Below are 23,009 nucleotides of genomic sequence, written 5' to 3'. Positions count from 1 at the left end.
TCGACTTTCACCTACTTCTGTAGTCCCGACCGGGAGGACACCCGAACTCACATGCGCGCGAGTTTCATATTGAGCGAGGTCCTGAACGGACTGCGCCGCAACGTCACGATGACCATGGCGATGACCATCACCACCGCGATCACGCTGGGCATGTTCGGCGCGGGGTTGCTGGTGGTGCAGATGGCCGACAAGACCCAGGACATCTTCCTCGACCGGGTGGAGATGCAGATCTTCATCTCCGATCCTGTGACCGACGCCGACCCCGACTGCAAGGCCGCGCCATGTGCGCCGTTGCGGGAGCAGATCGAAGCTGCCCGTGGCGTGGAGTCGGTGCAGTACATCGACCGCGCCGAGGCGTTCAAAGACGCCAAGACCAAGACATTTGCGAACAACCCGGACATCGCCGCGTTGGTGCGAGAGAACACTCTTCCCGCATCGTTCAAGGTCAGGATGGCGGACCCGAATCAGTTCGGTGCTGTCCTCGATCAGTTCAAGGACGCCGACGGAGTGGACGGCGTCCTCGATCAACGCGAGCTGGTCAAACGGATCTTCAGCGTCCTCGACGGGGCACGAAATGCTGCCTTCGCCATCGCGCTGGTGCAGGCGATCGCCGCGATCTTGTTGATCGCCAACACTGTTCAGGTGGCTGCCTACACCCGACGCACGGAAGTGGGCATCATGCGCCTGGTGGGTGCGACACGCTGGTACACCCAGCTGCCGTTCCTCCTCGAAGCGGTGGTCGCGACCGTGGTGGGTTCACTGCTGGCCATCGCGGGACTATTCGGAGCCAAGGCGTTGTTCTTCGACCGGGCACTGCAAGACCTCTACGGGGTGAACATCCTGGCCAAGATCCAGACGGCCGACGTGTTGTTCGTGGCCCCGTGGCTGATCATCATCGGCGTGGTGCTCTCGAGCGTGACGGCATACGGCACGCTGCGGTACTACGTCCGCGAGTGACACCGCCGATCTCGGCCGGTAGACAAATCACGCGACGTCCAGACGCAGCGTGTGTAGTGTTGCGTGGCTCGGTGAAATGAACAGCTCGGCGCACCACAAGCGCAAGAAGACGGGACGAAGGTAGGTGAATCGATGAAGGAAAAAGGTCGCAAGGCGATTGCGACGAACCGTAAGGCGCGGCACAACTACGCCATTCTCGACACCTACGAGGCGGGCGTCGCGTTGCTGGGCACCGAGGTGAAGAGCCTGCGCGACGGCAAGGCGTCGCTGGTCGATGCCTTCGCCACCGTCGACAACGGCGAGGTGTGGTTGCGAGGCCTTCACATCCCGGAGTACGGCAACGGTTCGTGGACAAACCATGCGCCACGCCGCAATCGCAAACTGCTTCTGCACCGCCGCGAGATCGATGGCCTGATCGGGAAGATCCGTGACGGCAACCTGACCCTGGTACCGCTGTCGATGTATTTCAGCGATGGCAAGGTCAAAGTGGAATTGGCACTGGCGCGCGGTAAACAGGCTCACGATAAACGGCACGATCTGGCCCGTCGCGACGCCGAACGCGAGGTCACTCGTGAATTGGGCAGGCGCGTCAAGGGAATGCGTTAAAAACACCCACTGCATATTCGGCGTTGCCGCAAAAATTGGCCGTAGCCGATTCGTCGAATTGTTCACCGTGATTTTTCTTCGACTGCTCGCGGAATTGCGCGCACCGGGTTTCTTCTAAATCGCCGATCGGGCACCGTGCCGGACTTTTGAGTCGAGAATCATGGTTCGTCGCCCGGCGGGTGATCGGATGCCGGCCGAGAGTCGCTCGGCCACAAGCGGACACGAACTACCTCATCGCACGGTCGGCCGTGTCCGTGGACTTCATTGAGCGATGAAGATCACATTCATGGGTCTCGGTGGCCCAAACCTCAAGTGCTGCGCCGACGTGAACCATTGCGTTCACCTGTCGCGCCCAGCAATTTGTGTGCGCGTGCCTTTCTCGCCGCGCGCCGTTCAATCGGATGACAGATGATCGCCATGTGTCATTTCTGGAAAGCCCTCGTTGATGCGGGTGGCCAATCGGCCGTTTTCGGGCACGTCGTAAAGAACATGTCGCCCTTTGTGGTGCGTGTCAAAACAGGAGCAACCGAGCATGAATCGAACGCGAGGCCACACCGGGGGCCTCACCTCTTCACCGGCCAGACGCCGTTTACGGGGTTCTGTGCTGGGCGTTGCCGCGGTCGCGGCAGCGGCGATCTCGCTGACCGCCACACCGCAGGTCGCATCGGCCCGGCCGATCAGTGACTGTCCGGACCTGCACGTGGTGGTGGTACCGGGCACGCTCGATTCGAGCGTCAACCGGGACCCGCACCAGCAGGCCGGAGTTCTGGCCCCCACGATCGAAGAAGCTGGGCGTGGGGTGCCACCAGGGGAAATGCAAACCACCTATGTCCCGTATCCGGCAGACTTCGGCTACACCGCCGACGGGACCACATACGCCGACTCCTCGGCGCGAGGAGTCGAGGCCACCAACGCCCAGATCCGCCAGATCGGGGCGCAGTGTGGACCGGGCACCGACATCGCGATCGTCGGATACAGCCAGGGCGCCGACATCGCACACAAGGTCGCCGCGGACATCGGCGAGAACCGGGGGCCCGTGGCGCCCGACCGGGTACGCGGTGTGTACCTGATCTCCGATCCCAACCGCGCCGCCGGTACGGGTCTCGTACCAGGGGCGCCGGGCCTTCGGGCACCGCTCAACGGTGCTCGCACGTTGTCCGGTACCACTGAGGTCGCGGTCGGCGGCGGCATCGGGTCGGCCGGATCGGCCGGATTCGGTGCGCTCACCGGTCGGGTCGTATCTCTCTGTGAGACAGGTGACTTCGCGTGCTCTATTCCCGAGGATGCGCAGGTGGTCCGGACGGGCGCAAACATCGCCGAACAGATGCACATCGACACCACCGACCCGTCGGGCATTGCATCTGATCTCGGGAACGCACTTGTTCGGACGGCACTGCGGACCGGTGCGTACGTACTCGCCACGCCGGACTGGCTGTCGGGTTCGGAATCGCTCGGCCGGGCAGTGGAGAAGAACAGTTCGCCATCAGTTGCCGTGCCCACCCCGGACGATCTGTCTGTCTCCGGAGTGCTCGGTTTCGTGGTGGATCTGCCCGTCTCCTGGGAGGCGAGACTCCAGTACGAGAGGGAGGCCGGCCTCCGCGACAATCTCGGGCTCGTGACGATGGCAACCGAACCCAGCTACTGGTACCCGGGGCCGAGTCACGTCAGCTATTTCGACCAGCCTGCCGATTCGTCGGGGCGTACGGGCTCGGAATACGTGAGCACGTGGTTGCGGGAGTCGGCGGTGAACGACTCGCCGGCGGGCGACACTCCGGTGGCGTCCATCGATTCGACGGTCGATGAAGCCTCGGCTTCGTTGGCCGATCAGGCACCGGACGCAGTCGAGATCGCAACCGCCGTCGTCGAGAGTGTTGGCGTGGTGGCACCGCAGCTTCCCGAGGTGGTCGACGTGGTGCTGGACTCGGCAGAGAAGGTGCTCACCTCGCGCGACCCGCTCGCCGAGGCGCTGGCAGTGATCGGTACAGGCGTGCAGCCGGCCTGATCACAGCGCCCGAGAGGGTGACAACACTGCGGCCCGAATCGAAATGGGAATGATTCGGGCCGCAGTGCTTGTTACGATGTATGTCTGCCGTACTTCGGTGCGGTGGAACCTATCGAGGGGCTGAACGGTTTCGACTGCGTGCGTCAAGGTAGGGGAAGCGTGTCGGTGCAGGCTAGAGACCACCGTAAGCGTCATAGCAACCAATTAAGCGCCGATAAGAATCAGCGCGACTACGCCCTCGCTGCCTAAGCGACGGCTGGTCTGTCGGCCCGGGTGAGCTCTCGCCCCGGGTACCGGCATCATTCAGAGAGCTAACCGTTGCGGGCGGTCGCGGACCGCAATGGGACATCAAACAGCGACTGGGATCGTCATCTCGGCTTGTTCGCGTGACCGAGAGATCCGAGTAGAGGCTTAGCGAACTGCACACGGAGAAGCCCTGCTGAAACGGCGAAGGACCCGGGTTCGATTCCCGGCAGCTCCACCGTCAGATCACGGATACGGGGGGAGAACCAAACAATGGTTCTCTCCCCGTTTTCGTGTCCAGGGCACAACCAATGAGGAGAGTACGACGATGACTCAGGTTCCGAACATCACTCTCAACGACGGGAACACCATTCCGCAGCTGGGCTTCGGTGTCTTCCAGATCAAACCCGAGGACACCGCCGATGCGGTCAAGACGGCACTCGACATCGGCTACCGGCACATCGACACCGCAGAGATGTACGGCAACGAAAAAGAGGTGGGCGAAGGCATTCGCGCCTCGGGTATCCCGCGCGACGAGATCTTCGTGACGAGCAAATTGAACAACTCGTTCCACGAGCCCGATGCTGCGCGTAAAGCGTTCGACACCACCCTGTCCGATCTCGGGTTCGACTACATCGACCTGTTCCTCATCCACTGGCCGCTGCCCACCCAGTACGGCGGCGATTACGTCTCCACCTGGAACACGATGATCGAGTTCGCGAAGTCGGGCCGTTCGAAGTCCGTGGGTGTGTCGAACTTCCAGGTGGAGCACCTCGAGCGGCTCGCGAGGGAGACCGAACTGGTGCCGGCGGTCAATCAGATCGAGGTTCACCCGTACCTGGCCAACGACACCGTGCGCAAGTACGGCAGCGACCACGGCATCGCGACCGAGGCCTGGTCACCAATCGCGCAGGGCAAGGTTCTCGACGATCCGGTGATCACCGACCTGGCTGCCGAGGTGAGCAAGAGCCCGGCACAGGTTGTGTTGCGCTGGCACATTCAGCGCGGCGACATCATCTTCCCGAAGTCGGTGACCCCCAAGCGGGTGCAGGAGAACTTCGCGCTGTTCGACTTCGAGCTCGATAGCGACGCAGTCTCCAAGATCGACGCGCTCGACAAGGGCGAGGACGGCCGGGTCGGCCCCAATCCCGACACGTTCGATTACGTCGGCTGACCGCTCAGGCTCGCCCCTCAGGCTGACCACTCAGGCCGAAATTCGCGCCGCACACTTCGAAACGCTCCGGTTGCAACCGGGGCGTTTCGTCGTAGGTGGCGCGAACTTCGACTACAGGAAGCTGCGGACGAAGGTCAGCGAAGTCGATTGCCACGTCCAGACGTGGTCGAGCATGGCGTGGCCGCCGCCCTCGATCGGCACGAACTCGGCGTCGACCCCACGCTCGCGGAGTTGCGTGATGCCCTTTTCCGTCCGGGCCGAATACGTTCGCTGGTCGGCGGTCCCGTGTAGCGCCAAGACCCGTGCCTCGCCATGGATGTACTCCCAATCCGCGTGCTGCCACCACGGCGCCAAGGCGAGAACGCCGGCCACCCGCTTGTCGGCGGCGAGATGCGCGGCGACCCTGCCGCCCATCGAATGCCCGACCAGGATCACCGGGGAATCCGGATGCGCGTCGATAAGGCGGTCCAAGGCGGCCTGGGCGGGAGCGAGGGGACTGTTGTGCTCGCCGTTCCACCCGTGGACGTCGTAGACGGCCTGGTGCACCACCACTCGCGGAAGCGCACGCAGCGACAACGTGAACGGGTACATCCGCATCGGTGCAGGTTGGCGTCGGCTGAACGGCGTTGTCGAGTTGTCGGTGCCACCGGGCAACACCAAGACCGATGCCGCCACCGGCAAACCGGGTATCAGCATGTGCTGGGTGCCGGCGCCCCTGCCAGGCGGTCGTTGAGGTAGCTCAATGCGATCGGGACACCGGCCGCGATGGTGGAGCCGTGGTCACCGGGGACGATCACTGTCTGTACCCGCGTTCCCTGTCGGCACCAGTGTGCAGCGGTGGCCAGCACCCGGGACGTGGGAGTGAGCTGGTCATCGGCACCCTGGTAGAGCAGCACCGGCATCCGCGGCGCGCCCGGGAACATCTGGACGCTGTTGCGGTTGAGGGCATCGACACCGGCCTGGGTGTTGGCCAAGGTCCCTGAGTCGACCACGTCGGCGATCTTCATGTTGGCGCCGGCATCGATGATCGGGTCGGTGCACGCGTTGCGGATCTGGTTGGCCAGCGCGACACCCCGACCATTCAGCTGCTCAGACAACGACACCTCGTTCGGGTACTCGCGCTCGAGGCCGAGGGAGGCTGCAAAGCCCAGGCCGAACAGCGGGTTCGGGGCCACACCCAGCGTGCGGGCGATTGCCTCGAGATTGACCGGTGTGCCCCCCGCGGACAAACCGACAAGATCGAGTTCCGGGGCGTACGTCGGTGCCAACACGCCTGCGAAGGCAGTGGCCATGGCGCCACCCGAGTACCCGGCGAGTACCGTGCGTGAATCGCCGACCCGGAATCCGGGGCTCGACTGGACGGCCCTGACGGAGTCCAGGGTGATGGTGCCGCCGAGTCGGGCAGCCCCGTAGGCGCTGGTCGGTCCCAGGTGATCGGGGATGTTCACCGCGACGCCACGCGCCAGCGCCACACCGATGAGTTGCTGCTCCTGCAGACCGCCACGGAAGATCTGATGCGAGGGCGCGCACTGCGGCCCGAGAGAGTTGGTGAACGGCTGATACGACAGCAGGTCGTGGCGAGCCCCGCCGTCGGGAACGATGACCGTCGTGACCGCGGCGATGGGTTCACCCTGCGAATTGGTACTGCGGAACAACACCTTCTGGGCACTGGATCCGGGGAACGGACTCGGCAGCGCTTGCACGCGGAGCACGTCGCCGTTGGCTGCATTCTCGATGCCCGCCGGTTCTGCATAGAACGGATCCGAGTCGGTGGCCGGCATGAACGGGGCAGCGCTTGCGGGCGCAGCGGTGAACCCGATGGCAGCGGCGGTTGCGAAGACGGCGGCCGCGATCTTCACTCCCAGCCCACGCCGAAACAACGTGTGAACGCGCATTGATGTGCCTCCGTCACCCCGACCGAGGTCGTCCGCCCAGACGTTTGGAGCGGTGTTCGGGAGGAGTGTAACCCGCGCCAACCCCATGGCGACCGCGATCGGTGGCAGAATTCGGGGGGTCCAGTCAAAGACGCCGAGGATTGTGACCGCCGCCCGCCGGCCGGTCGCAGACAACCGGAAGGATTTTCAATGGCTCACCCGCGTGCGGGGACCCTGGCACTACCGGAAGATCTGATTGATGTGTCGGCGGTGATCGACGCCTACTACTCGGAAAAGCCTGACCCGGAAAACCCGGCCCAGCAAGTCGTTTTCGGCACGTCGGGCCATCGCGGTTCCAGTCTCGACGGTGCGTTCAACGAGGACCACATCATTGCGACCACCCAGGCGATCGTCGAGTACCGCACCGTCGCCGGCATCACCGGACCGCTCTTCATCGCACGCGACACCCACGCGTTGTCGCTGCCCGCATGGCAGACGGCCATCGAAGTCCTCGTGGCCAACGACGTCCATGTGCTGGTGGACAACAAAGACCGATTCACTCCCACACCGGCGCTGAGTCATGCGATCCTGACGCACAACAGCGGCGGGGGACCGAGTGCCGATGGAATCGTCGTGACGCCGTCCCACAACCCGCCTCGAGACGGTGGCTTCAAGTACAACCCGCCCAATGGTGGACCCGCCGACACCGACATCACCTCGCAGGTCGCCGCTCGCGCCAACGAGTTGTTGCAGAGCGGTGTGGGCAGCGTCAGGCGAATCCCGTTCGAGCGGGCCAAGGAGTCCGAGTTTTACGGCACCTATGACTTCGGCGCCAATTATGTGGACGACCTCAATTCCGTGGTCGACATGGACATCATCAGGAACTCCGGGGTGCGTATCGGTGCCGATCCGATGGGCGGCGCGTCAGTTGGGTACTGGGCCGAGCTGGGTGCCCGCTACACACTGGAACGACTGACTGTCGTCAATCCCATTGTGGATCCCACGTTTTCGTTCATGACTCTCGACACCGACGGCAAGATCCGGATGGATTGCAGTTCCGCGAATGCGATGGCATCGCTGATCGACGCTCGGGATTCCTTCCAGATCGCCACCGGCAACGATGCCGACTCCGACAGGCATGGCATCGTCACGCCCGACGGCGGCCTGATGAATCCGAACCACTTCCTGGCGGTTGCCGTCGACTACCTGTTCACCCACCGGCCCGACTGGCCCAAGGGCGCGGCAGTGGGGAAGACCCTCGTGTCCTCGTCGATGATCGATCGGGTGGTCGCGGGGATCGGCCGGCAGCTCGTCGAGGTGCCGGTGGGCTTCAAGTGGTTTGTGCCCGGACTGCTCGACGGTTCGGTCGGTTTCGGTGGTGAGGAGAGTGCGGGCGCGTCATTCCTGCGCAAGAATTGGCAGGTGTGGACCACCGACAAGGACGGCATCATCATGGCGCTGTTGGCCTCGGAAATCCTTGCCGTCACCGGCATTTCGCCGTCCGAACGGTATGCGCAGCTGGCCGAGCAATACGGCGGGTCGCCCGCGTATGCGCGTCGCGACGCCCCTGCCACCCGCGAGCAGAAAGCGGTACTCGGGAAGCTGTCGGCCGAGCAGGTCAAGGCAACCGAGCTGGCCGGCGAGGAGATCACCGCAGTACTCACCGAGGCGCCGGGTAACGGCGCGAAGATCGGTGGTCTGAAGGTGACCACCAAGAACGCCTGGTTTGCGGCTCGGCCTTCGGGCACCGAAGACGTGTACAAGATCTACGCCGAATCCTTCAATGGCGCAGACCATCTGGCCCAGGTTCAGAACGAGGCCCAGGAATTGGTGGACGGCGTGCTCGGATCGAGCTGAAAGCTCAGACGCCGCACGGTCTTGTGCGTCCCGCTCCGGTTCGAACCGAAGCGCGACACGCAAGGCCGTGCGTGGGCGGTGTCAGCCGCCCGCGGGCACCCCGATCGCGAATCCGACGAGATAGGTGGCACCGGCCGCGATGACACCGAAAAGGAGTTGTCGCAGCGCGCCTTTCCAGATCGGTCGGCCGGTGATCCGGGCAGCCAGTCCACCGACCAGGATCAGGCCGGCGGCACCCACGAGCAATCCAGCCGTGAGCGATTCGAACCCGAGCAGGTAGGGGATCAGCGGGAGTACCGCGCCGATCGAGAACATCACGAACGACGAGACCGCTGCCACCTTCGGTGACGGCTTCTCATCGGGATCGACGCCGAGCTCCTGCGTCAGGTGCAGGCTCACGGCCTTGTCGGTGTCCTGGTGGATCTCGGCGGCCGCCGCCGTCGCGGTCTGTTCCGACATCCCCATCTCGATGAACGCTTCGACCAGCTCGTGCAGTTCTTCTCGGGGGTGCTTGCGCATCTCACGACGCTCGACAGCTACCTCCGCGTCCACCTGCTCGTTCTGGGTGGAGACCGAGGCGAACTCACCGAGGGCCATGGAGAACGCTCCGGCCACCAGCCCGGCAACTCCGCTGAGGACGATGGTGTGCCCGCTGGCGCCTGACGCGCCGACACCGGCGACGAGGCTGATGTTGGTGACCAGGCCGTCCATCGCGCCGAATGTCGCGGCACGGAGTCGACCGCCTGCCACGTTGGCGTGGGTGTGCCCGACCTCTTCCACACCCACGTCGGCAGGATGCGGTGTCTGGTCCGAGGAACCTGGAATGGCCACCACGAGATGGTATCGGCCGACACCTGTCGACCTCTGCTTCGCACGTGTTCGAAGCTGCGTGCTTTTGCTAAGCGACCTCTCAGGCGGTGGTCGTTAGGCTGGTGCGTGTGTGGAGATACGTCGTGAGCGTGCCGGTTCGTATCGGCTTGGCGGCGGTATGGCTGGTAGCCGGTGGCATCAAGGCGGTTGATCCCGACCAGTCCGAGATCGCGGTGAAGGCGTATCACCTGTTTCCGGATTCGACCGCGTACGCGGTGTCGCTGGTGCTACCCATGGCTGAGATCGCGTTGGGACTGCTTCTGTTGATCGGGTTGGCCGTACGTCCGGCGGCCATCGCCTCGGCGGTGTTGCTGGTACTGCTGATCGCGGCCATCGTGTCGGTGTGGGCACGGGGCTACACGATCGACTGCGGTTGTTTCGGAGGCGGTGGGGAAGCCGATGTGTCGTGGCGGAACTACCTCACCGAGATCCTTCGGGATGTCGGGTTCCTGGCACTCGCAGCGTGGCTGATCGTTTTCCCGCGAAGCCCCCTGGCGCTCGGCCCGGGCTCTCGACCACGGGTGGCCCGCGACGACCACGACGATGACTCCAACGACCCCGCGACGGCCGCGGGTGTAGATGATGAAATGGCAACCGAGGAAAAGCATTGAGTAGCAACAGCAAACGGCCCGCTCCGAAGACGGCGAAGTCGAAGTACCAGCCCCAGGCGCAGTCGAGCACCACCACGTATGTGCTCGCCGGCCTCGCGGTGTTGGTGATCGCGGCGGTGGTCATCGGCGGCATCATCTGGAACAGCCAGCGCAACAAGGGCGGCGCCGACAGCGCCGTGTTGTCCAACTCCGCGACGTTCGTGGTGGGCAGCCCGACGGCTCCGCACACCATCGACATGTTCGAGGACTTCCAATGCCCGGCGTGCGCCAGCGTGGAGCAACAGTCCGGCCAGACCATCACCGACGCAGTCAACAGCGGGCAGCTGCAGGTGCGGTTCCACATGCTGACCTTCCTCAACGAGCAGTCGGGGTCGGGTGACTACAGCTCTCGGGCAGCGGGCGCGATGAAGTGCGTGGCTGACGCCGAGAATCAGGACGTGAAACTTGCGTTCCACTCCAAGCTCTTCGCGGTGCAGCCGAAGGAGGGCGGCGACGACCACGACAATCAGACGCTGGCCGGGTTCGCCAAGGACGTCGGCGCTTCGGATGCCACCCAGCAGTGCATCGCCGACGGCACTCAGGTCCAGGCTGCCGAGTCCATCGCCGACGAGTCGCAGACGCAGCTTGCCAAGGCGCTCGACGGTCAGGTCGGAACTCCCAGTGTGTTGCAGGACGGCAAGAAGGTCACCATCACCAACGGAACCGGCTGGGTTGATCAGATCCTCGGCGGCGCAAACAACTGACAACATCGCACCCCCGGTGAATGCGGGGGAGAACCCGGCCGAAGTCGCCGCTACAGCGGATTTGGCCGGGTTCGCGCCGATGGTGTAATTTCGATCGAGCACGCAGCACCAGGGCAAACAACCTGGCGCGGGTGCAAAAACCGAATACGGGGCTATGGCGCAGCTGGTAGCGCACCACACTGGCAGTGTGGGGGTCAGGGGTTCGAGTCCCCTTAGCTCCACTTCACAAAGGGCAGATCAGGGACTACTCCGATCTGCCCTTTGTCGTATGAACCCCCGCGGTGGGTCAGGAGTGGTGGGGATCAACCACCGAGTCAGGCAACGTCCGTCAGTGACTGATCTTTAGCCGTCAACCTCATCACCCGTGATTGGCCTCGATCTGAGTTCAGCGTTGACGACGGCGGCCTCAACGATCTGTCCGACGGGTATCAGCTACTTCTTGTACGGTCCGCACGGTCGTAAAAAGGCACTCGCGCCCGCCGCGCTATTTGGTCCAGAATGGGTTCTGGATAAAATAGATAGCCTGAAGCAGGCAGCTATTCAGTGTGCGGCGCGGGGAGGACCAGATGGCGTACAGGACGTTGAGGTCGATCTTTCATCAGCGAGATCGTGTTGGTACTGACGCCGAGGAACGAGCTCGACGAGATTCGCCTGCCGCCCTCCACTGGGACCTGATGATCGGCGAACACTCGATGTTCGCACTGATGACACCCCAAGTCGCAGCCCTGATCGAACGGATCATGAGCTTCGAGCCGACGATTCGAGCCGAGTGGGAAGGGCTGCCGGGCGCCGCGCGCCGCCACTATCTGGATCGCATGGTGATCGACGAAATCCAGGCGACGAACGAGATCGAACATGTCCGCTCAACCCGGAAGGAGATCAGCAAGGCAATCGAGGCCGTGCGGGCGGAACGACTCATCACGGATAGGCGGTTCGCGGAGATGGTGCGGCTCTACCTCGCCATCGGCGACGACGAGGCCGAAAGTCCGCAGACGCTCGACGACATCCGGGCTGTCTACGACGCGGTGACTCGGGGCGAAATTCGTGACGAAGACGCCCCCGATGGACAGCGGTTCCGGCAAGGACCGGTATCGATCGAATCAGGAACCAAGGTCGTGCACACCGGTGTGCTGCCCGAGTCGGCGATCGACGACGCGCTGACTCTCATGCTGAGCCAGGGGCGCGACGACTCGATCCCGCGTCTGATCAGAGCGGTGGTCTCGCACTTCATCTTCGAGTACACGCACCCCTTCTACGACGGGAACGGCCGAACCGGGCGCTACCTTCTCGCACTGGACCTTCGGCAGGTGCTGGCACCGTATGCGAGCCTGGCGCTGTCGGCGACTGTCGCCGACAACAAGGATCGCTACTACCGAGCATTCGCCGACGCGGAGAATTCGCTGAACCGCGGGGATCTCACGCCCTATCTGATCGACATGCTGGAGATCATCGCCGAGGCGCAACATCGTTTGCTGCTCGACCTCTCCGAGCGTCGACGGAAGATTGACTCAATCGCGGCGAGTATCCGGGTTCTGCTTGAAGATGAGCAATTCCCCCTGAGCGTAGGACTCGATCGCGAGTCGGCGCCGCCGGTTGATCGCGATGACGTCGGTGCAGTCCTGTACACCCTGGGACAGGCTCACCATTTTGATGCGAACCGCACCGTCAAATTGCAAACCTTGGCCGACGCGGCTAAACGGTCGAGTCAGTTCATCCGCCCGCGACTCCAGCTGCTGGACGATGCCGGGATCATAGAAACGGTGACGAAGAAACCGCTGCGCTTCGGACTCACCGCGCGGGGCATATCGCTCCTCGAGCTGGATGGTGAGTGATTCTTGCCCATCGAAGCCCACCGGTAACAACTTTGCGATCATGAACGAGGAATCAAAGAAGACGTTCATTCGTGAAAGGACCCCGCTGCCGTGAACCTGCCGAAGAGATCTGGGCAACCGGGTCGGGTGTTCCTCATCGCGGCGGCGATACTGCTCGTCGTGGCTGCGGCGTTCGCGTTCTGGCCGGTCGACAACTCGCAGGGCACGGGCTGCGGGAGCTGGGCGCTGAAAGACGATTCGTCGGCAGTGGCGAAGGACGCCGAGTTCAACCTGGGCGACACCACCAAGGATTTGACCCGAGCGCTGGCCGATCGCTACCTCGGTGACAACTCCGCCAACAGTCTCGGGCTCGGCGACAACACCAGCCAAGTGCAGGCATGCGAGTCCGCCCGCGGAGACCAGACCAGCGAGGTCGTGATCTTCGGATTGGCCGGTGCGGCTGCACTCGTGGTGGGCTTGATCCGCAGGTATCAGCCGACGCGGGCCACCTGACACGGGTGGACGGTTCGCGCCCGAAAGTCGGAGGTTTGTGACTTCACCCAAATGAACATCGTGCCCGGTCATACTGGGCCGATGAGCGATCTGGGGCGATGACCGGCCTCTCCGACGCCAAGGCGGCCATGGCGCGCGACGAATGGACCGCCGCGCTGGCTCTGCTCGCCCACGAGACTTCCTCCAAGGCCGATGAGGTCCGCGCAATGGCGCACTACGGGAACGGCGAGTTCGAAGTTGCTGTCGGTGTGTGGGAGTCGTTGTACGAGCGTCGACGCGATGCAGGCGAGCATGCGGGTGCGGGCTGGGCTGCAGCACATGTGGCACTCCACCTTCTGGTCGACACCGGCTTGATGGCACCGGTTCGCGGCTGGGTCGCGCGAGCCGAACGCGAGCTCGCGGGGCTCGGTGAGGTGCCGGCTCACGCGTTGCTCGCGATGGTGAGAACGTACGAACGTTTCATGTGCGGTGACCCGGACGGAGCACGTCGGCAAGCTCAGCGATCAATGGAACTCGGTGCACAGCTGGACGTCTCGTCTGCCGTACTCCTGGGGCAGGTGGCGACCGCACGTCTGCTCATCGCTGACGGCGAGGTGGAACCGGGCCTCGCAATTCTCGACGATGCTGCACTGCAGCTCATGTCGGGCGCCGTGGATCCGTTCACCACGGGGATGCTCTATTGCGAACTCATCTGCGCCGCGCAGGGGTTGCTCGCCTACGACCGGGCTCGCGAATGGACCGACGTCATGGACCACTGGCGCCACGGTCACGCGTACGGGGGCTTACATGGGCGGTGCCGCGTGCACCGCGCCGAACTACTGCGAGTCAGCGGCCCCGGCGCCGCGGCCGAACACGAGGCGCTCGCGGCCTGTGACGAACTCCGTCCCTGGATGCGTCGCGAATTCGGTTGGCCGCTGGTCGAACTCGGCAACATCAGGCTCCGCCTCGGTGATCTGGATGGCGCGGAGGGTGCGTTCTTGGAGGCGCATCGACGGGCGTGGCCGTCACTGCGGGGGCTTGCGCTGCTGCGGCTGGAGCAGGGTGAGATCGGTGCGGCGACAGAACTCATCGCTGACGCCGTGACCAACCCGCCGGATCTGCCGTGGAAGGAACGGCCGCCGTTCGGAGACCTGCGGCTCGTACCGTTACTCGACGCCCAGTCCGAGATCGCCTACGCCGGTGGCGACGCCGCTACGGCAACACGGGCAGCCGCGCGCCTGCGCAGCATCAGCGAACGGTTCGTCGGTCAGGGTCTGGCCGCCTGCGCGGCGCTGGCCACAGCGCGGGCACACCTGTTGGCCGACGTCCCCGAGCTCGCCGTCGATGAAGCCGGCATCGCCGTGGTGCAGTGGTGTGAGCTGGACGCACCCTATGAGGCAGCCGTGGCCCGCGTGGTGCTGGGGATTGCCTGTGCAGCTGCGGGCGACTCGGTGCGAAGTCGTCTCGACTGGCAGGCTGCTCACGCGGAGTTCGAGTCATTCGGAGCGGTCAGGCGGGCGGCCGAGGTGGCCGCGCTGCTGGCCGGGGATTCCTCGGCGACGACCGCCGAGCCCATGGCGGCGACGATGACGTGGACCGGTGACCGGTGGCGACTCGCGTTCCGCCACACCGAGACGGTTCTCTCCGACCTCAGAGGCCTCCGATACCTGGCGACGTTGCTGTCGCGGCCCGGTCACGAGTTCCGGGCGATGGACCTGTGTGGAGGCCACGAGGTGGCCGACCCGGTCCCGATCATCGATGAACAGGCCCGTGCCGCGTATCGCCGGCGATTGGACGACGTCGATCAGGACATCGCGGAGGCGGAGCACAACAACGACATCGCGCGGGTCGAATTGGCGCAACGCGACCGCGAGTTCCTGCTCGCCGAATTGAGTGGCGCGGTCGGTCTCGGCGGACGACTGCGCCACACCGGTGGGGCCGCCGAACGAGCCCGGACCAGCGTCACCAGATCATTGCGCTATGCGCTCGACCGTCTCGCCGAGCACGATCCCGTGTTGGGAGACCACCTCAAGAAGACCGTTCGGACCGGAAGCTGCTGCAGCTATTCACCCGACACCGTTGCGCCGATCATGTGGACGGTGCTTCGTTGAGTGGTTCGTGGCACGGCCTCTCCTAGGGCGTCGCGGCGGCCAGCTTGGTGAGCATGTGATCCATCACGGCGCCGTGCTCGACCTGCGGGCTGAACATGACAACCTCTGTGTCACGGACAACGCGTACCGAGTGTCCCGGTGGCCAGTAGTACACATCGCCGCCGACGCACGTCTCGGCAGCGCCGTCGGTGAAGCTGACGACCACCTCGCCGGAGATCAGGTAACCCCAGTGGGGTGAGTGGCAAGCGTCGTCGGCCAAACCTTCGAGTAGCGGCGCGATGTCGGTCCCCGCGCCCAGGCTGAAATACTCCGCGCCCACGGGCCCGGCGGACGCCGACCCGAAATCGGGCAACTGACGTGCCTTGGCCCCCGGTACGTCGATCTTGACCGGGATCTCACTCTTGGTGATGTGCATGGCGACTCCTGACGAAGTGGTGGATTGCCTTTCATCAAGTGAGGCGTGACAAGTGGTTGTCACAATGCGACAACCACAAACTCCTTGACCTCGGCGATAGTGTCCGACGTATGGACAGCAATGCGGGAAAGCCCCGACGTATCGACTCGTTCAAGCTCTTGTCGTTTGCTTCGCACATCGACGACAACACGATCGAGCAGGCGAAAGAGACCGCGTCGATGCCCTTTGTGCACCCACATGTCGCCCTCATGCCAGATGCCCACTCAGGCAAGGGTTCTGCCGTGGGAACGGTCATCCCCACCATCGACGCGGTGATCCCCGCAGCGGTCGGCGTCGACATCGGCTGCGGAATGATTGCACTGCGAACCCGATACAGCGAGCACGACCTCGCCGGCCGCGATCTGTCGGTGCTGCGGGCATCGATCGAATCTGCCATCCCGCTGTCGCCGGGCAACTACAACCGCTCGCTCGACCGGTTCCCGTTCACCGCGGAACGGGTGGCGTCGCTGGCCGCGGACGCTGCGACGGATCGGGTGGACCTGTCCCACTCACCCAAGTGGCGTGAGCAACTCGGCTCGCTTGGAGGCGGCAACCACTTCATCGAGTTGTGCATCGACAACGTCGGCGGCGTCTGGCTGTTTCTCCACTCGGGTTCGCGGGGCGTTGGCAACAAGATCGCGCAGAAGCACATCAAGATCGCTCAGAAGTTGTGCAAGCAGTGGCATATCGGGTTACCCAACGCCGATCTCGCTTACCTGCCGGCGCAGACACCGCAGTTCGACGCATACCTGACCGAACTGTCGTGGGCCCAGCGGTTCGCGTTCGAGAACCGCGCGGAGATGATGGATCGGTTCAGGCAGGTGTTCGCGCAGTGGATCGGCCACGACGGCGATCCTGCCGACATCGCGACGGACTCGGTGAACTGCCACCACAACTACACCGTTCAGGAACGCCACGCGGGTAAGGACGTGTGGCTGACCCGCAAGGGAGCCATCGATGCACACGATGGTGTGCGTGGTGTGATCCCCGGTTCCATGGGCACCCGCTCATATGTCGTGCGCGGCAAGGGAAATTCGGCGGGCTTGTGCTCGGCTCCGCACGGGGCCGGTCGCCGGTTCTCCCGCACCGAAGCCAAGCGCCGGTTCACCGAGGCAGATCTGGACAAGGCGATGGTCGGCATCGAATACCGGCACGGACCCGACTGGATCGACGAGATCCCGGCGGCCTACAAAGACATCGACGTTGTCATGCGCGACGCGCGAGAGCTCGTGGACATCGAGTTCGAACTGCGTCAGGTACTCAACGTCAAGGGAACCTGAGGTCGCGAGGGTGGTTCACTGCTTTGGATCCCGGTCCGGGGCGGCAGCGTCATCGCGTTCGCCCTCAAGGAGACGCATCACCCTCGCGGCGCTCACACCGTGCACCACCACCGAAAGCACGATCGTGAAAGACAGTGTCGCCCAGAGCATGTTCGCCTGTGGGAGGTCGGTTTCGGCGACCGCGTAGGCGAGGTAGTAGATCGAGCCGATGCCTCGGACCCCGAAGAACGCGGTGGCCCTGCGTTCTTTGGGCCCGAGGTCGGCGCAACCCTGCAGCGACAGCCAGCCGACCACGGGTCGGATGACAAACACCAGGGCCACACCCACCAAGACGCCGCCCCAGGTCAATTCGGCCAGCAGTCCGGAGGTGAGGGCAGCGCCCACGAGAAGCAGCACAACCAGGGTCAGGACGTGCTCGAGTTGTTCGATGAGACTGTGCATCTCCTCGTGGTAACCGCTGGACCGTTCGACGTTGCGGATGGCCAGGGCGCAGGCGAACACCGCGAGAAAGCCGTAACCGCCGACGAGTTCGGTGAGGCCGTACACCGCGAAAGTCGCGGCCAGTGCGACGATCGGCTCGCCGCGATCGGCCAACCGCGCGTGTTTGATCGGGAAACGAAAGAACCCGCGGCCGAGCAGGTCCCCGGCGAACCAGCCGACCAGACCACCGATCACGATCTTGCCGACCAGCTCCCACGCCAGCCACGGCACGATCCAGTCCTCGATCGGCCCTTTGGTCGCCAGGAATATCGCCAGATACACGAACGGGAATGCGAGTGCGTCGTTCAGGCCGGCTTCGGACGTCAGCGCGAATCGGACCTCATCGTCCTCCTGGTGGGAGCCCTCGCCCGATGTCGGTCCCTCGACTTGGACGTCAGAGGCCAGCACCGGGTCGGTCGGCGCCAGGGCAGCTCCGAGCAGGACCGCAGCGGCGGGGGTGAGCGCAGCGGCCCACCAACCGAGTACTGCGACCCCCGCGATGCACAGCGGCATCGCGATGAGCAAGAGGCGCCAGGTGGAACTCCAGGTGCGCCAGTTGAGCGGTCGATCGATGGCCAGTCCCACGCCCATCAACGCCACGATGACGCAGGCTTCGGTGAGGTACTCGGTCACGGCCGGATGGGAGAGAGGGGAGACCGGGTCGGTGCCGGTGTCCCCGACGATGAGTCCGGTGATCGCTCCGATCGCAAGGACGATCATCGGGGCCGACAAGGCGCGGTCTCGGAAAAGTCGGGGAACAGTCGCAGCGAGTAGCAGTGCGACGCCGGCCGACACGTAGACGATTTCGACGTTCAGCGCGGGCGCTCCGGGATGTGTGGTCTGACCATGACCACTCCGTACCCCGAAGGGCCGGTACCGAACCTCAGCACCGGACCTCCGCCACGGATCAGGTGGCCGAGATCACGCCTCGGCGTGGATTTGCGACCTCAGTCGCAGGATCCCGTCGCGGAGCCGGGTCTTGAGGGTCGGCACCAGAATTCCGAGACGTTTTGCGGTCTCACCGTGCGTCAGGTTGGCGAAATAAACCATGTCGATGCTCTGACGCTGACGGCTCGACAGCTTGCTGAGGTGCCGCCGGATCTGAAGGTGCTCCTCGCGCAGCAGGAGGGGCTCATCGGCTCCGCCCTGCGGGATGTCGACCGAGAACATCGCGAGGACCGCGGTCTTCTTGCGCAGCCGTTCTTCTGCCCGCACCCGGTCTATCGCCCGCCGGTGACAGATCATCATGAGCCACGACAGCGGCCTGCCCATCTCTGGCTGGTACTGACCGGCCTTTTGCCATACCTCGATGTAAACCTCTTGGAGGGTTTCCTCGGCGTACCCGAGGTCTCGAACGGTCTTGTAGATCAACCCGAACAGACGTGCCCGGGTGGCGTCGTGCAATCGCCGAAACGCGGCTTCGTCTCCTGTGGAGACACGCTGGAGAAGTCGACCGAGGTCGACCTCTGACTCCGTCTCGGGTGCGTCGGTCATATTTCCGTATAGGAACATGTTCTCAGTCCGTTACAGTTGCAGCTGTCCATCGCCCGGCCCCGAGACGGGTTTGAATTGTGAGTGGAGAAGTCGAGCAAGGGCTTTCGCGTACCGCTGGTACTCGCGCAGCCCGGTAAAGCCGGTACTACTCGTCAGTAGAAGTGGATTCGACCGTCCGTAACGTCGCTCTCAATGCTGTTTGGCGACGCAATTCGGATTGATGCAGTGCGGCTCGGTCTTGGTCTTGTGGATGTCGCCCCCGAAAGTCCGGAACTCTTTCACCTCGACCTCCATCTGCTGGCCGCAGGCTGGACAATGGTGAATCACTGGTTTGCTATAGGTCTTGGTTGCCATGCCCCACCGTAAGACTGTGATGTAGCTCACGTCTAGGCCCAACCGGCAGAGAGTTCCCCATTGTTCACCTGTTTGTTGGCGAGGTGCGCCGGGTATCCGGATCGGCGAGTGCAGAACGCGCCAAAAGTACACGTGCACAACACTTCGACCGGAGGTTTCAATGGCAAACGAACTGAGTGGTCAGAAGATCGCATTCTTGGTGGCGCCGGAAGGTGTCGAACAGGTCGAACTCACCGAGCCCTGGGAGGCGGTCAAGAAAGCCGGCGGAACACCGTCCCTGGTCTCTCTTGAATCAGGGCAGATCCAGGCTTTCAACCATCTCGACAAAGCTGACCAATTCCCCGTCGACAAGGTGGTGGCCGAGGTCCCCTCTGCGGACTTCGACGCGTTGGTCCTGCCGGGCGGTGTCGCCAATCCCGACAATCTGCGAATGAACGACGAAGCCGTCAAGTTCATCTCCGGCTTCTTCACCGAGGGCAAACCGGTCGCCGCGATCTGCCATGCCCCGTGGACGCTCATCGAGGCCGGTGTGGTGTCTGACCGCAAGCTGACATCGTGGCCCAGCCTGCGCACCGACATCACCAACGCCGGTGGGCAGTGGGCCGATGAGGAAGTGGTTGTCGACAACGCCGGTTCGAACACGCTGATCACCAGCCGTAAGCCAGACGATCTACCCGCATTCTGTGAGGCGTTGATCCGGGAGTTCGCCGCCGACAACAGGTGACATCGGGCATCATCACCCTGAAGTAAGGGGAACCGTGCGAACACCCACGAAGACCGCGGATTTGCTGACCCTCATGGGGAGCGCGAACAACACGGCGAACGTCATCATGCAATTGGCGATGGCGCCTGTGGGCCACGGGGTTCGGGAAAGTCGGGTCGATTCCGGGAATGTCTTCATCCATCCGGTGAAGCGGGCACGGACAACTTTTTCCTTTCTCGCCGTCGCGTTGATGGGCGACGACGAGGACAAGGAGTTCGTGCGGGAGCAGCTTCGATCCGTTCATCATCAAGTGGTGTCCACGGCCGCCAGTCCCGTGAAATACAGCGCCAATGACCCACGCCTGCAACTCTGGGTTGCGGCGTGCCTGTACCGCTGGTTCGTCGACCAATACGAGTTCCTGTACGGACAGATACCTCCTGGCCAGGCTGATGCCATCTACCAAGATGCCGCCACATTGGCGACCACTCTCAATGTGCGACCACACATGTGGCCGGCCGACCGAGAACAGTTCGAGCTCTATTGGGATGAGCAGCTCGGGTCGATCCGCATCGACCCGGCGGTGCGCAAACATCTGATGGCCATCGCGGACCTCAGTTTCCTTCGCGGTCACGTGGGTCCGGTGGGCACCTTGCTTCACCTGACTCTCGGAAAGCCCTACCTGTTCATGACCACAGGTAGCCTGCCGCAGCCGTTCCGTGACGAGATGGGCCTTCGGTGGTCGCCCGCGCAGCAACGTGCCTTCGACGACATCCGGCGGATGGTGGCAGTGGTCGATCGTGCCGCGCCCGTGCTGAAGCTGATGATGCGCGCGCAAGTGTTGGACGTGCGGCTGCGGCGACGAGCCGGGATCCGGGTGTTCTGAGGTGCCGGCAGCCAGGCATGCTGGGTGACATGAGCGAACACCCGATGTTTCCGCTGGGGATGACGCTGCTGCCCGGCGAACCGTTGAGCTTGCAGGTGTTCGAACCTCGCTACCTGACGATGGTCGCCGACTGCACTTCCGCGGACGGCGACAACACCTTTGGCGTCGTCCTGATCGCTCGAGGCCACGAGGTGGGCGGCGGCGAAGAACGCGTGGACGTCGGCACACTTGCCTTCATCGAGGAATGCAGTCCACGGCCCGACGGCCGCTATCACCTGTCGTGCGTGGGTACCGAACGATTCCGGGTGAGGTCGTGGCTGCCCGACGACCCGTATCCGAAGGCAGACATCGAGCTGTGGCCGACGCCGCAGACCGATGAGCTGAACCTCGATCTCCAGCCGGTGGTCCACCGACTCGACTCTTTGGCAGAAGCCCTGATGAGGATCCGGGGAATCGCGGTCGGCGATCGCCTCATCGAACCGCTCGACAACGACGAGACAGTGGAGACGAAGGTCTACGGCACCGCGGTGCGGCTGGGCCTCGGCCCGGCCGATCGACTGCGCATCCTGTCGGCCCCGACGACTGCAGAGCGTATCGATGCACTCTGCCAGGCCCTCGACGACCTGATCGCGGTCATCGAGTTCTCAGGACTGCCGAGCAATTGACGCCGCAGTAACGGTGGTCAGCTCGATCCGGAGCCTGCCGCGACCAGGATGACAAAGCCGATGATGCCTATCACCGAGATCGCGATTCCGATCCAGCCGAGGATCTGTCCGGCCTGGGCCATGCCCTTGCCGCTCTGCGTTCCCTGAGATTGGTCGATCTCTTTGATCGCCTTGTTGCCGAAGATCACCGCCGGAATGCTGACCAGGCCGCACACGAGCACAAATGCACCGATGCCCAGCACCAGCGAGATGACCGCACTGGTGTTGGTCTGGGCGACGGGGGTGTAGGGATACCCCGCTGGGTTGAACCCGGGCACCTGACCGTAACCCGGCTGGCCGTAGCCCTGTTGCCCGTAACCCTGTTGCCCATAGTTCGGCTGGCCGTAGCCCTGCTGGCCGTAGTCGGGCTGGCCATAGTTGGGCTGGCCGTAGTCGGGCTGCTGGTAGCCGAATCCGGGGTCCGCGGGCGGCGGGTTGTCGCCGGCGCCCGGATCTTGTTTGCGCAGCGGATCGTTGGAGGGCGGCTCGTACGGCGGGGGATAGGTCATGGCCGTCACCTTTCAGGCTCGACTGGAGCGCTCGGCCCAGCTGGAGTTGGTCAGGCAGCGGCCCGATTCGTGTGCCGAGTGTATCCGGCTGACGCCCGGGTGTGGCGGTGGATTCCTAGCCGCCCTCGGTCAGCGCGGCCGGAGCCGGGTCGGCGCCGGACAAGGCGCGGTACTCACCGTCGCGCAGGGCAAACCCGTTGAGTGATCGGGTGTTCAGGCAGTACAGGCCGGAATCATCGTTCAGACATTGGAAGGTGCCGACGGAGATGGTGGAGCCGGTGGGCAACACCGAGCCGCGAACCCATACCCACGGTGTGTCGGCACAGGTCCCCTGGGTGGGGGTGTCGGTGAGGACCACGTAGTCGGCCTCCCAGTTGCAGTAGTCGCGGCTGGTCGTGGAGCCGCCGGCGGGGTTGGTGGGCTCGCACGCAAGGGTCGGCCGGTCACGCTGCACGGTGGAGCAGTTGACCGCACCGTCGGCTGTCGCGAAATGAAACTGCGACGTGTCCTCGATCGGACCGTCCTCTGTCTGCGCGGCCTGGTGATACATGCTGTTGTCCACGCGGGGGGCGGTGCTGATCGCGGTGGCAACGGTGAAGCCCTGCGACCGCCCGGCCGTCGTGCTCCGCGTGGTCGTGGTGGTGGAGGTCGCCGATTGCTCGGTGGACAATTCGTCGGTGGGCGGCAGTTCCGTGCGGGTGGGGCCGTCCTCCGGAAAGCAGCCGCCGAGCACCACCGCGGTCGCGACGGCTGCGATGGCCACGGCGATCGATCTGTTCCACATGTCCGTACCCTTA

The 23,009-nt window shown here is 64.0% G+C and carries 23 protein-coding genes, 1 tRNA gene and 1 other RNA gene; 16 read left to right on the top strand and 9 right to left on the bottom strand.

What is annotated here, in order from left to right; translation table 11 throughout:
* Window positions 1-51: 51 nt before the first annotated feature.
* The 5 genes from ftsX (at window position 52) to KXR83_RS12080 (ending at window position 4,982) form a co-directional block, all read left to right on the top strand.
* Complete coding sequence (gene ftsX, locus KXR83_RS12100) at window positions 52-957, top strand: permease-like cell division protein FtsX (protein ID WP_023963125.1); 906 nt, start codon at window positions 52-54, stop codon at window positions 955-957.
* A 132-nt stretch (window positions 958-1,089) separates the two neighbouring features.
* A complete protein-coding gene (gene smpB / locus KXR83_RS12095) occupies window positions 1,090-1,563 on the top strand; it encodes an SsrA-binding protein SmpB (protein WP_023963127.1) in 474 nt (157 codons plus the stop codon).
* Window positions 1,564-2,095: 532 nt separating this feature from the next.
* A complete protein-coding gene (locus KXR83_RS12090; RefSeq protein WP_437425064.1) occupies window positions 2,096-3,565 on the top strand; it encodes a cutinase family protein in 1,470 nt (489 codons plus the stop codon).
* 116 nt (window positions 3,566-3,681) lie between these two features.
* Window positions 3,682-4,049: a transfer-messenger RNA gene (ssrA, locus tag KXR83_RS12085) on the top strand.
* A gap of 87 nt (window positions 4,050-4,136) precedes the next feature.
* Window positions 4,137-4,982 (top strand): aldo/keto reductase, encoded by an 846-nt coding sequence (locus KXR83_RS12080; protein WP_437425063.1) that lies wholly within the window; start codon window positions 4,137-4,139, stop codon window positions 4,980-4,982.
* Window positions 4,983-5,093: 111 nt separating this feature from the next.
* On the opposite strand, the gene KXR83_RS12075 is transcribed toward KXR83_RS12080, so the two are convergent.
* Together KXR83_RS12075 and KXR83_RS12070 are read right to left on the bottom strand one after the other, a co-directional pair.
* Window positions 5,094-5,678, bottom strand: coding sequence for an alpha/beta hydrolase (locus KXR83_RS12075; protein WP_437425062.1), 585 nt, complete (start codon window positions 5,676-5,678; stop codon window positions 5,094-5,096).
* The gene (locus tag KXR83_RS12070) at window positions 5,672-6,877 is read right to left on the bottom strand and encodes a lipase family protein (RefSeq protein ID WP_437425061.1); all 1,206 of its coding nucleotides are present in this window, start codon (window positions 6,875-6,877) and stop codon (window positions 5,672-5,674) included. The genes KXR83_RS12075 and KXR83_RS12070 overlap by 7 nt, the downstream gene beginning before the upstream one ends.
* Before the next feature lie 189 nt (window positions 6,878-7,066).
* Between KXR83_RS12070 and pgm the strand changes: the two genes are divergently transcribed.
* Complete coding sequence (gene pgm, locus KXR83_RS12065; protein ID WP_437425060.1) at window positions 7,067-8,713, top strand: phosphoglucomutase (alpha-D-glucose-1,6-bisphosphate-dependent); 1,647 nt, start codon at window positions 7,067-7,069, stop codon at window positions 8,711-8,713.
* Between the two features lie 81 nt (window positions 8,714-8,794).
* Here the strand turns inward: pgm and KXR83_RS12060 are convergent, their stop codons facing one another.
* Window positions 8,795-9,544 (bottom strand): VIT1/CCC1 transporter family protein, encoded by a 750-nt coding sequence (locus KXR83_RS12060; RefSeq protein WP_437425059.1) that lies wholly within the window; start codon window positions 9,542-9,544, stop codon window positions 8,795-8,797.
* A 107-nt stretch (window positions 9,545-9,651) separates the two neighbouring features.
* On the opposite strand from KXR83_RS12060, the gene KXR83_RS12055 reads away from it, so the two are divergent.
* From KXR83_RS12055 to KXR83_RS12030, 6 genes are all read left to right on the top strand, one after another.
* A complete protein-coding gene (locus KXR83_RS12055) occupies window positions 9,652-10,194 on the top strand; it encodes a MauE/DoxX family redox-associated membrane protein (RefSeq protein WP_437425058.1) in 543 nt (180 codons plus the stop codon).
* Window positions 10,191-10,937, top strand: a complete 747-nt coding sequence (locus KXR83_RS12050; RefSeq protein ID WP_437425057.1) for a DsbA family protein — start codon at window positions 10,191-10,193, stop codon at window positions 10,935-10,937. Before KXR83_RS12055 ends, KXR83_RS12050 begins: the two co-directional genes overlap by 4 nt.
* A 148-nt stretch (window positions 10,938-11,085) precedes the next feature.
* Window positions 11,086-11,158: transfer RNA gene (locus KXR83_RS12045), tRNA-Ala, on the top strand.
* 345 nt (window positions 11,159-11,503) lie between these two features.
* Window positions 11,504-12,769, top strand: a complete 1,266-nt coding sequence (locus tag KXR83_RS12040) for a Fic family protein (protein ID WP_437425056.1) — start codon at window positions 11,504-11,506, stop codon at window positions 12,767-12,769.
* Between the two features lie 90 nt (window positions 12,770-12,859).
* Window positions 12,860-13,261: a hypothetical protein gene (locus KXR83_RS12035; protein WP_133248591.1), complete on the top strand. Its 402-nt coding sequence runs from the start codon at window positions 12,860-12,862 to the stop codon at window positions 13,259-13,261.
* A gap of 98 nt (window positions 13,262-13,359) precedes the next feature.
* Window positions 13,360-15,351, top strand: a complete 1,992-nt coding sequence (locus KXR83_RS12030) for a hypothetical protein (RefSeq protein ID WP_437425055.1) — start codon at window positions 13,360-13,362, stop codon at window positions 15,349-15,351.
* Between the two features lie 22 nt (window positions 15,352-15,373).
* Here the strand turns inward: KXR83_RS12030 and KXR83_RS12025 are convergent, their stop codons facing one another.
* Window positions 15,374-15,766 (bottom strand): cupin domain-containing protein, encoded by a 393-nt coding sequence (locus KXR83_RS12025; protein ID WP_116914980.1) that lies wholly within the window; start codon window positions 15,764-15,766, stop codon window positions 15,374-15,376.
* 110 nt (window positions 15,767-15,876) lie between these two features.
* Between KXR83_RS12025 and KXR83_RS12020 the strand changes: the two genes are divergently transcribed.
* A complete protein-coding gene (locus tag KXR83_RS12020; protein ID WP_437425054.1) occupies window positions 15,877-17,085 on the top strand; it encodes an RtcB family protein in 1,209 nt (402 codons plus the stop codon).
* A gap of 15 nt (window positions 17,086-17,100) precedes the next feature.
* Here the strand turns inward: KXR83_RS12020 and KXR83_RS12015 are convergent, their stop codons facing one another.
* The 3 genes from KXR83_RS12015 to KXR83_RS12005 all read right to left on the bottom strand — a co-directional run bounded on the left by KXR83_RS12015 (window position 17,101) and on the right by KXR83_RS12005 (window position 19,413).
* On the bottom strand, window positions 17,101-18,369 hold the full coding sequence (locus KXR83_RS12015; RefSeq protein ID WP_437425362.1) for a cation:proton antiporter: 1,269 nt from the start codon (window positions 18,367-18,369) through the stop codon (window positions 17,101-17,103).
* Window positions 18,370-18,486: 117 nt separating this feature from the next.
* Window positions 18,487-19,059 (bottom strand): sigma-70 family RNA polymerase sigma factor, encoded by a 573-nt coding sequence (locus KXR83_RS12010; protein WP_165842418.1) that lies wholly within the window; start codon window positions 19,057-19,059, stop codon window positions 18,487-18,489.
* A 189-nt stretch (window positions 19,060-19,248) separates the two neighbouring features.
* Window positions 19,249-19,413, bottom strand: coding sequence for a hypothetical protein (locus tag KXR83_RS12005; protein ID WP_157366796.1), 165 nt, complete (start codon window positions 19,411-19,413; stop codon window positions 19,249-19,251).
* Between the two features lie 160 nt (window positions 19,414-19,573).
* On the opposite strand from KXR83_RS12005, the gene KXR83_RS12000 reads away from it, so the two are divergent.
* From KXR83_RS12000 to KXR83_RS11990, 3 genes are read left to right on the top strand one after another with little or no spacing between them, the layout of a single operon-like run.
* A complete protein-coding gene (locus KXR83_RS12000; RefSeq protein WP_437425053.1) occupies window positions 19,574-20,137 on the top strand; it encodes a type 1 glutamine amidotransferase domain-containing protein in 564 nt (187 codons plus the stop codon).
* 34 nt (window positions 20,138-20,171) lie between these two features.
* On the top strand, window positions 20,172-20,999 hold the full coding sequence (locus KXR83_RS11995; protein ID WP_437425052.1) for an oxygenase MpaB family protein: 828 nt from the start codon (window positions 20,172-20,174) through the stop codon (window positions 20,997-20,999).
* 29 nt (window positions 21,000-21,028) lie between these two features.
* The gene (locus KXR83_RS11990; protein WP_437425051.1) at window positions 21,029-21,664 is read left to right on the top strand and encodes an LON peptidase substrate-binding domain-containing protein; all 636 of its coding nucleotides are present in this window, start codon (window positions 21,029-21,031) and stop codon (window positions 21,662-21,664) included.
* A 17-nt stretch (window positions 21,665-21,681) separates the two neighbouring features.
* On the opposite strand, the gene KXR83_RS11985 is transcribed toward KXR83_RS11990, so the two are convergent.
* The gene (locus KXR83_RS11985) at window positions 21,682-22,212 is read right to left on the bottom strand and encodes a DUF4190 domain-containing protein (RefSeq protein WP_437425050.1); all 531 of its coding nucleotides are present in this window, start codon (window positions 22,210-22,212) and stop codon (window positions 21,682-21,684) included.
* A 115-nt stretch (window positions 22,213-22,327) separates the two neighbouring features.
* Window positions 22,328-22,996, bottom strand: a complete 669-nt coding sequence (locus tag KXR83_RS11980) for a hypothetical protein (RefSeq protein ID WP_437425049.1) — start codon at window positions 22,994-22,996, stop codon at window positions 22,328-22,330.
* Window positions 22,997-23,009 lie beyond the last annotated feature (13 nt).

Origin of the sequence: Williamsia muralis (assembly GCF_051487485.1) — a bacterium.
GTDB lineage: Bacteria > Actinomycetota > Actinomycetes > Mycobacteriales > Mycobacteriaceae > Williamsia > Williamsia muralis_B.
The sequence above is the reverse complement of the archived record's forward strand: the minus strand, read 5'-3'. Positions and strand labels throughout refer to the sequence as shown.

Excerpts from the sequence above, each read along its gene's own strand:
- ftsX (WP_023963125.1), top strand. The coding sequence starts at position 52 with ATGCGCGCGAGTTTCATATTGAGCGAGGTCCTGAACGGACTGCGCCGC.
- smpB (WP_023963127.1), top strand. The coding sequence starts at position 1,090 with ATGAAGGAAAAAGGTCGCAAGGCGATTGCGACGAACCGTAAGGCGCGG.
- KXR83_RS12090 (WP_437425064.1), top strand. The coding sequence starts at position 2,096 with ATGAATCGAACGCGAGGCCACACCGGGGGCCTCACCTCTTCACCGGCC.
- KXR83_RS12080 (WP_437425063.1), top strand. The coding sequence starts at position 4,137 with ATGACTCAGGTTCCGAACATCACTCTCAACGACGGGAACACCATTCCG.
- KXR83_RS12075 (WP_437425062.1), bottom strand. The coding sequence starts at position 5,678 with ATGCTGATACCCGGTTTGCCGGTGGCGGCATCGGTCTTGGTGTTGCCC.
- KXR83_RS12070 (WP_437425061.1), bottom strand. The coding sequence starts at position 6,877 with ATGCGCGTTCACACGTTGTTTCGGCGTGGGCTGGGAGTGAAGATCGCG.
- pgm (WP_437425060.1), top strand. The coding sequence starts at position 7,067 with ATGGCTCACCCGCGTGCGGGGACCCTGGCACTACCGGAAGATCTGATT.
- KXR83_RS12040 (WP_437425056.1), top strand. The coding sequence starts at position 11,504 with ATGGCGTACAGGACGTTGAGGTCGATCTTTCATCAGCGAGATCGTGTT.
- KXR83_RS12030 (WP_437425055.1), top strand. The coding sequence starts at position 13,360 with ATGACCGGCCTCTCCGACGCCAAGGCGGCCATGGCGCGCGACGAATGG.
- KXR83_RS12025 (WP_116914980.1), bottom strand. The coding sequence starts at position 15,766 with ATGCACATCACCAAGAGTGAGATCCCGGTCAAGATCGACGTACCGGGG.
- KXR83_RS12020 (WP_437425054.1), top strand. The coding sequence starts at position 15,877 with ATGGACAGCAATGCGGGAAAGCCCCGACGTATCGACTCGTTCAAGCTC.
- KXR83_RS12010 (WP_165842418.1), bottom strand. The coding sequence starts at position 19,059 with ATGACCGACGCACCCGAGACGGAGTCAGAGGTCGACCTCGGTCGACTT.
- KXR83_RS12005 (WP_157366796.1), bottom strand. The coding sequence starts at position 19,413 with ATGGCAACCAAGACCTATAGCAAACCAGTGATTCACCATTGTCCAGCC.
- KXR83_RS12000 (WP_437425053.1), top strand. The coding sequence starts at position 19,574 with ATGGCAAACGAACTGAGTGGTCAGAAGATCGCATTCTTGGTGGCGCCG.
- KXR83_RS11990 (WP_437425051.1), top strand. The coding sequence starts at position 21,029 with ATGAGCGAACACCCGATGTTTCCGCTGGGGATGACGCTGCTGCCCGGC.
- KXR83_RS11985 (WP_437425050.1), bottom strand. The coding sequence starts at position 22,212 with ATGACCTATCCCCCGCCGTACGAGCCGCCCTCCAACGATCCGCTGCGC.
- KXR83_RS11980 (WP_437425049.1), bottom strand. The coding sequence starts at position 22,996 with ATGTGGAACAGATCGATCGCCGTGGCCATCGCAGCCGTCGCGACCGCG.